Origin of the sequence: Chthoniobacter flavus Ellin428, from assembly GCF_000173075.1 — a bacterium.
In the GTDB taxonomy this organism is placed as follows: Bacteria; Verrucomicrobiota; Verrucomicrobiia; order Chthoniobacterales; family Chthoniobacteraceae; genus Chthoniobacter; species Chthoniobacter flavus.
This window is the reverse complement of the sequence record NZ_ABVL01000008.1, coordinates 281,685-289,882: the sequence shown is the minus strand read 5'-3', so window position 1 is coordinate 289,882 and position 8,198 is coordinate 281,685. Positions and strand designations below refer to the sequence as shown.

General features: G+C 61.8%; 2 protein-coding genes and 3 pseudogenes. 1 reads left to right on the top strand and 4 read right to left on the bottom strand.

Annotation, left to right across the window (positions count from 1 at the left end; all coding sequences use genetic code 11):
• Positions 1-658 precede the first annotated feature (658 nt).
• Complete coding sequence (leuA, locus tag CFE428DRAFT_RS15485; RefSeq protein ID WP_006980524.1) at positions 659-2,344, top strand: 2-isopropylmalate synthase; 1,686 nt, start codon at positions 659-661, stop codon at positions 2,342-2,344.
• Between the two features lie 361 nt (positions 2,345-2,705).
• On the opposite strand, the gene CFE428DRAFT_RS41135 is transcribed toward leuA, so the two are convergent.
• The 4 genes and pseudogenes from CFE428DRAFT_RS41135 to CFE428DRAFT_RS15470 form a co-directional block, all read right to left on the bottom strand.
• Positions 2,706-4,082 (bottom strand): ThuA domain-containing protein, encoded by a 1,377-nt coding sequence (locus CFE428DRAFT_RS41135; RefSeq protein ID WP_420196886.1) that lies wholly within the window; start codon positions 4,080-4,082, stop codon positions 2,706-2,708.
• Between the two features lie 126 nt (positions 4,083-4,208).
• Positions 4,209-4,439, bottom strand: a pseudogene (locus CFE428DRAFT_RS41130) (hypothetical protein); the annotation flags it as partial.
• A gap of 1,528 nt (positions 4,440-5,967) precedes the next feature.
• Positions 5,968-6,222: pseudogene (locus tag CFE428DRAFT_RS41125) on the bottom strand (DUF7133 domain-containing protein); the annotation flags it as partial.
• Positions 6,146-7,999 (bottom strand): annotated as a pseudogene (locus CFE428DRAFT_RS15470) (PVC-type heme-binding CxxCH protein); the annotation flags it as partial. The pseudogenes CFE428DRAFT_RS41125 and CFE428DRAFT_RS15470, both read right to left, overlap by 77 nt.
• Between the last annotated feature and the right edge of the window lie 199 nt (positions 8,000-8,198).

Sequence of the window (8,198 nt, the reverse complement as noted above, 5' to 3'; positions counted from 1 at the left end):
AGATCGCAGAGGTCACAGCCGCAAAGCGCCCCCACAGGAGCATCCTATTCGTCCTATCGGTCCTATGCCTCCTATGGAGAAATAGGACGTATAGGAATAATAGGACCGATAGGATATTCCGCATCGTTGCTTTCCTGCTCTGCGATCTTTGCGCCTCTGCAGTGCTAACCCGAAAAGTGTCCGCAGCTTGCGGAAATTTTTTAACCGCGAATGGACACGAATAAACGCGAATAGAAAACTGCGTTTGCCGCCCTATTCGCGTTCATTCGCGGTTTTACTCCACCTGCCCCTCGACACTTCTTCTCTGCGCCTCTGCGGCCTCTGCGTTTAAAAATTCTTTGGTTGCGGCTTCGCCGCGCTGGGTCTCTGCGTTTAAAATCTCCCCCTCGAAAACACCACGTTCCGCGCCAAGCGATCGACCAGTGCCCACATCACAGTTGCCAAATCCCCCGTCTCCGCTATTTTAGCGCTCCCAATGCGTCATCTGCTGACCAGCCGACTTACCTTGCTCCGCGCTATCACCGCGTGCGCTTTCTTGCGCGCGGATCGCGGAGCGTTCCTCGCTTAAACGTCGGCTGGTGCTGCTTTCGGGCGAAAGCGGCGACTGGTCTGTAAAATTCCATTCCTTCGCCCGCCAAACCTTTAGACAGACAGTCAGATGATTTTTCCACCAAGCAGCAAGTATCGACCTTTCCCGCCCATCGCGATCCCCGATCGCCAATGGCCCAACCGCACCCTGACCGCCGCACCCATCTGGTGCAGCGTCGATCTCCGCGACGGCAACCAGGCCCTGGCCGTGCCGATGAACGTCTCGCAAAAACTCGAGTTGTTCGACGCGCTGGTGAAGTGCGGCTTCAAGGAAATCGAAGTCGGCTTCCCGTCGGCCTCGAATACCGAGTTCGCCTTCAACCGTCGCCTCATCGAAGAAGGCCGCATTCCCGATGACGTCACCATCCAGGTGCTCGTGCAAGCGCGCGAGGACTTGATCGAGCGCACCGTGCAATCGTTGCTCGGCGCGAAGAAGGTCATCATTCACCTCTACAACTCGACGTCGCCCGCGCAGCGCCGCGTGGTCTTCGGCAAGACGAAGGACGAGATCAAGCAGATCGCCGTGCAAGGCGCCCGCTGGATCCAGGAGCGCCTCCCGCGCCTGGCCGGCACCGATGTGCGATTACAATATTCACCCGAGAGCTTCTCCGCCACGGAGGTCGAGTTCGCGAAAGAGATCAGCGAAGCCGTGATGGACGTGTGGCAGCCCACGCCCGAGCGGCCGATGATCCTGAACCTGCCCGACACCGTCGAGGTCGCGATGCCGAACGTCTACGCCGACCAGATCGAATGGGTGAGCCGCAACATCAAGAATCGCGACGCCATCATCCTGAGCCTGCACACGCACAATGACCGCGGCACCGGTGTCGCCGCCACGGAGTTGGGCCTGCTGGCCGGCGCGCAGCGCGTGGAGGGCACGCTCTTCGGCAACGGCGAGCGCACGGGCAATCTCGACATCGTCAACGTGGCGCTGAATTTCTACATGCACGGCATCGACCCGAAATTGGATTTCCGGGACATGAACGCGATGATCGAAATCTACGAGCGCTGCACCGGCATGACCGTGCCGCCGCGCCAGCCGTATGCCGGCGAATTGGTCTTCACCGCTTTTTCCGGCTCGCATCAGGACGCGATCAAGAAAGGCCTCTCCGAATGGGAGCGCACCGGGCGCGAGCATTGGGATGTGCCCTACCTGACCATCGACCCGAGCGACATCGGGCGCGAGTATCGCGAAGTCATCCGCGTCAATTCGCAGAGCGGGAAGGGCGGCGTCGCCTATTTGCTGGAGAGCGAATTCGGCATCGAACTGCCGAAGGATTTGCAGCGCGAATTCGGTCCGCTGGCCAACGACGAAGTCGACCACCTGGGCCGCGAAGTCAGCGCCGCGGAATTGAAAGGCATGTTCTGGCGCGAATACATCGACCGCGTGGAGCCGTGGGAGCTCATCCATTTCCATGCCGATGGCGTGGATGGCACTTTCTCCTGCCGCGCCTCCGCGCGTCGCGCTGGCGAACAGGTGAAATTGATCGGCGAAGGCAACGGCCCGATCGCGGCCTTCGTGCACGCGTTGCACCAGAGCGGCGCGGCGCGTTTCGAAGTCGCGGATTTCAAGCAACACGCCTTGAGCTCCGGCACCGAAGCCAAAGCGATCGCCTACATCCAGATCCGCCTGCCCGATGGCAAAACCAGGTGGGGCGCCGGCGAAGACACGAACATCGAACTGGCCTCGATCAAAGCCGTGCTCAGCGCCGTGAATCGCGCTGCGGTCGCGCCTGCGCCCGCGCTCGCGAAGTAAGATACGCCCTTCGGCGCGTATCAACAGTAACACTCCATAATAGCCGGTGGCTCGCCGCCACCGGCTTTTTTGGGAGCGCTTCGCGCATCCACTTCCAGGCGTTCACCGAAAGCGTCGCAGAGACGCGGAGTATGGGACATCGCCCCCCTCCGGAAATCTCTGCAGTGCTAACCATAAAAATGTCCGCACGACGCGTAGAATTTTGGGCCCGCGAATCACGCAAATAACACGAATGAGGGCAGATCATTCGCGTCATTCGGGTGATTCGCGGGTCACTTTCCCTTCCCTGTCTTTTCGAAGGTTCGTGGCTCCCCTTTTGGTTGCGGCTCCGCCGCGCTGGGCCTCTGCGTTTAAAATCCCCTTACTTCCCACCCGCCCATTCCACTGCGTTTTTCAGCAGTGTCTGGAACTCCGGCAGGTCGTGCGCCCGGGCGTCGTGGCCGAGGGTGATGCCCACGACACGCGATTTCGGATGCTTCACGATGAAGACTTGCGGGAAGGTCTTGCCGGTGAGCGGGCTGGAAGCCGTGGCCAGGACTTCGATCGGCGTGGCCTTGGGATCCGGATTGTAATTGTAGAGCTCGTCGGTGATCTCAAACGTCGGCGTCACCCCCTTGGTGATGGGCGAATCCGGGTTCGTGATCTTCACCGTGTACGGCCCGAGCTTGTCGTGACCGTGCGTGCCCCCGCCGATGATCTGCGCATTCCACTCAGGGAAATTTTTCCACGCATACCACGTGCCGGGGTGCAGGGCGACGATGCCCTTGCCGCTGTTCGCGTAATCGATGAGCGCCTTGCGCGTGGCGGAACTGATCGGCTGGTTCGCGCTCCAGACGAGCACGTCCACGCGATCGAGAATCGCCGGGACACCATTGGCATTCTGGGTGAAATCAACCCAGCCGACATGCGGCGCGAGCGTCGCCTTGTCGGTGCCGCCGAAGAATTTTACGAAGTCGTGCGACGAGCCGCCGCCCACGAGCAACACCCGCGGGCCATTCGCCGGACGCGTGGCCGGCGGTTGCGGCACCGGGTCGGTGAATTGCGGTTTGAAATTCGCGTCTTCATTCGGCGCCGCCACCGGTGCGCTGGAAGCGGAGGCATTCGCCGCGGTGAGGATCAGCGTGCCGGCGCCCGCCTTGGTCAGCGCGAACGTGGGCGTAGGCGTCGTCGAAGCCGCAGCGGCAGCCGGCGCCGGCGTATTCACATCCGCCATCTCGGCGGTGATGGCGACGATCGTCGGCGCGGAATGATTGTCCGGGCTCTGCAGCGTGATGTGGTCGATGTCCATCGGCTCATTGAGCTGCTTGGTGAACCAGCGCATCTGGTGATTCTTCACCACGCCCTCGGCGAACTTCGAGCCGGGCACATCGATGCGGCGGATGTAATCGGCAAACTCGGTGCCATTCTTGCAGACCAGCGTTTCCTTCTGCCCCTGCGAGCTGACCACCGTGACGGTGAGCGCATCGCTCTTGTCGTCGTTGTTGCCGTTGAATCCCCAGCCGGTCACGCCGCCGAGGAAGTTCAACCGGTTCGCCTTGAAGCCACCGACCTTGATGTCGACCTTCTTGGGCATCGTCTTGGAGTAGGAATTATCCGGGCCGCCCTTGAGCACGATGATGTTCGAAGCGCCCTCGGCTTTTTCCGGCGTGACCACGTTGAAGGGCACGCCTCCCACGCTCACCGTGCCGCTCTTGGTGAACTTGAAGGTGTCGTTCTTCGAGGTCTGCGTTTGATACATGCCGCTGCTCGTCGAAGTGGTGAACGCATCGTGCAAATCGAGCGTGCGGAAGCGCGAGCCATCGACGCTCTGCAGATAGGTGATGATGTCGCGCAGCGCGTCGGCGCCGATGCCTTCGAAGCCCTCGGGCATGAGCGAGCGGCCGGTGTTGGTGCGCGACTTGATGTCCGCCGTCTTGATCTGCTGCACACCGGCGAGGCTCTTCATCGTGATCGTCGTGGGGTTTTCCGAGGAGATCACGCCGGCATAGGCCTGGCCGTCTTTCGTCTCGATGTTCCACTGGACGAAGCTCGGATCGACTTCGGCATTCGGATCGACGATGGCCACGAGCAACTCGCTCGCACCGTGCGCGCCCATGCCGGGTGAGGCCGGGCCCGATGTCCGCGCCCACGCCGTGGAAATTGTGGCACACGGTGCAGGTGGTGGTGAAGAGCTGCTTGCCGTGTTCGGCATTGCCCTTCCCTTCCACGGTGGGAAGCAGCTTGGCGATGGTGTCCTTCTTCGCCTTGGCCAGCGGATTCAATTCATCGAACAATTTGGTCGCGCGCTTGGCGACGTCCTTGTTTGGATGAGCGCGCAGGCGGTAGGCGTTGGCCGGGCCGAACGCGGCGAAATCGATCTGCTTGGCCTTCAGCGCGTCGAGCAGGGCATTCGTCCAATCGGCGCGCTTGAGCAGCGTGTCGAAGGCCGCGACCTGCGTCGCCTGGGGCAGCTTGGAATAGACCGCGGAGAGGCCGGAGCCGACCTTCGCGTCATCGGTCTCCGCGAGCACGCCGATGAGCGCGCCCTGGACCTTGGCACTCGCGTCGCCACCGAGTTGATCGATGATCGCCGGGACGATTTCCGGATTCGTCTCGCGCAAACCGCCGAGGCTGCGCGCCGCGGAGATGCGCGCGTCTTCCGCGCCCTTGCTGTCCTTCAACGTGGCAAACAGCTTGTTCGAAAGTTCCGTGATCTGCGATTTGAGCGCGCCTTCCTTGTCCCACTTGGCGGCCAGCGGCAGCACCGCACCGCTCAGTTCGCCGCCGATCAATTTGCCCAGCGCGGCGGAAAGTTCCGGCGTCATTGCGGGCGCCTCTTTGACGTGCTTGAAAAGGCCTTCCAGGATCTCGCGCTTGAGCGCGTCGACGCCGGCCGGTTTGTTCACCAGGGCGACCACCAGTTTGCCCGCGGAAGCGGCATCGATGTTCTGCGTCAGCGCATTGACCAGCGGCTTCAGCGACGCGGGATCCGCGCTGTCGAGCGCCGCGGTGATGGCGACGGCCGGATTGCGCGAAGCGGCCGCGACCGCTCCACTGCGTTGGAAGTCATCGTCGAGCTTCGGCCACGCTTTGACGACCGCCTGGGCGCCGAAATCGTTGAAATCGTCCGAAGCGAGCGCCCGGAGCGCCGCGATCCGAACCTGACCATCCGGATCGGTCAGCAACGCCGAGAAGATGTCGTCCGCATGTTCCCCACGCACCGGCCAGTCATTGATGTGAATCCGGCCAAAAAGATTCAATTCGAAGGCGCCTCCGTTCGAATACGCCTGTCCTCTGGCCTCGATGATATTGGCCCCATTGCGGCGGATCGCCGCGTCCTGATCGACCAGCGCTTTCTCCACTGCATCACCCAATGCGCCGAGACGCTCGGCGGTCCACATGGCCGCGATGCGCGTTTCGCTGTTCGGCGACTTGAGTTGTTCGGCGAGATCGGCAGCGGTGGCGCGTTTGTCCACCAGCAGGCGGCTGGCGGTCATGCGCAAGGTGCGATTCGGCTGATCCAGCGCCTTGGCCAATTCCGCGACGCTCGCCTTCGACAAATCCGGCACCGCGAGAGTCTTCGCCTCCTTGTGATCGATGCGCCAGATGCGGCCGAAATAGTGATCGCGATCGGGACGCACCGCGGCGTTGACCTCATTGTGATCGGGGCCGCGCGTGTCGTTGTGAATCACCGCCTGGTTGTAGAAGTCGAGAACGTAGAGCGCACCATCCGGGCCGATGCGCGCTTCGATCGGACGGAACCACATGTCCTTGCTGCGCACGAATTCCGTTTCCTCGCGGTCGGGGCTGCTTGTGCCACGTGTAGCTGCTGCCCTTCGGATCGAGGAAGCGCTGGTGCACGATATTGACCGTCGGCTCGGTGCAGAAGTAACTGCCATTCCACAGCGTAGGCCAGGCGCCGCCATCGTAGATCGCGCAACCCGCCGCCGCGGTGAAGGAACCGACCCAGTCGATCTGCACATAGGGAAGCTGGTCCCAGGACATCGCGGGATACACTTTGTCCGAGTTGATGACGACGTTGTAGCTGTTGGTGTTGCCGATCTTGCCGCGCGCCAAAATGTTTTCCGGCAGGATCGTTTGCATGAGCAGCTGGCCGCTGGTCGGCTGCGTCCACATCACGCGGTTGTCGGCGGTGATTTGCAGGCCCCAGGTGTTGCCACCCTTCGAGGAGTATTGCTCGATCTTCGAGCCATCGGGCTTAAAGCGCACCACGCCGCTGCCGATCACGCCGAAGTCTTTCGAGCCGTCGCCATTGGTCACGTGCTCCGAGGAGCTGTAGCCGTGCGTGCAGTAGATCCAGCCGTCCCAACCCCAACGCGCGTTGTTGATGACCGCGTGCGTGTCGTGGATGCCGAGGCCGGTGTAGAGCTTCTCGACCTTGCGCGCTTTGCCGTCGGGACCCGGATCGTGAATGAAAAGGATATCCGGCGCCTGGGTGACGATGACACCATCCTGGTAAAAGACGAAGCTGGTGACGAGATCGAGGCCTTCGTAGAAGACTTCTTTCTTGTCCATCACGCCGTCGCCCTTGCTCGAGGTGAGGATGCTGATTTTGTCGTGCCCCTCGCGCACCTGCTTGCCCGGGTCGGGATCGAGGCCGCCGTGATCTTTCCATTCCTGATTGCGATAGTCGGGGCGCATGCCGCGCTTGCCATTCGGATACTCGGGCGACTCGGCGATCCACAGCCGGCCGGCCGGATCCCAGTTGAGGCAGATGGGCTTGTTGATCAGCGGCTCGCTGGCCACGAGGGTCATGTTGAAATCGGGATGCACCTCGAGCTGCGCGCGTTCCTGCGCGGGATGCGACGGACCGCCGGGCGGATAGGTGAGCGAAGCGAGTTCCTCCGGCTTGCAATACTCATCGAGATTCTCGTGATGCGCCGCCCACGAGATGCCGCGCATGAGGATCGCGCGATACTGCGGGAGCTCGAAGGTGGAATAGAGATGCCCGGGGATGCTGACGAACGCGCGATACGGCTTCGTGCCGCCTTCCGCGGTGCGCTCGTAGACCCACATCTGCGGCTGGATGTCATAGACATTGGCCTTGCCGCCGGGCGCCTCTTTCTTCCCGTCCTTCACCTTCGGCGTATAAGCCGTGGCCAGCACGCGCACGTCGGGCGAGATGTCCATGTCATAGTAAATCTCGTCATCGAGACGGAAGTTCGCCGCGCCCTTGGTGATCGGATGTCCGCCGCCGATGCGCTCATTCTCGACGTAATAAAGATTCATCGGCCCTTCCTTCCACTTCGTCTTCCCCTGCACCCAGGAGCCGCCGATGATCGATTTCCAATACGCCGAGGTCTCCGGCTTGGTGGCCACCGAGGCGGTGTGAATGATGACCAGTCCGCCGCCGCGCTGGATGAAAGTCTCGAGGATCGGGCGCTGCTCCGGGGTGATATTGCCCGCATCCTGTGCGTACATCACCATCACGTCGGCTTTCTCGAGCTGCTCGGCAGTGGGGAATTGCATGGCGCCATCCACTTCCATCCCGCGCTCGGTGAGGAGCTTCGTCCAATCGTGGAGGAACCGCTCGTGTTCGTGGGCGTTTGGCCCGTGGGTCTTCACCCCGCCGCGAATGAAGACATGCAACGGCTCGGCCTGAGCCGTGAACAGAAAGACAAAAAAGACGCCGAGGAGGGAGAGGAGACGATTCATGGTGGGAAAGGGGAGCATGGAACGGATGGAAGGAATGCGCAAAGGGACGTACGACGCCATTTTGGGTGACGGACAGACAACCCCGAGGATGCGTCCGCTCAAAGTGCGAACCCATGACAAAAACGCACGAACGCCTATCGCCAACGCACATTTGGGCGGGGCGCGGGCTGGCATCTCTCGTTAAACATGCTACCCACAT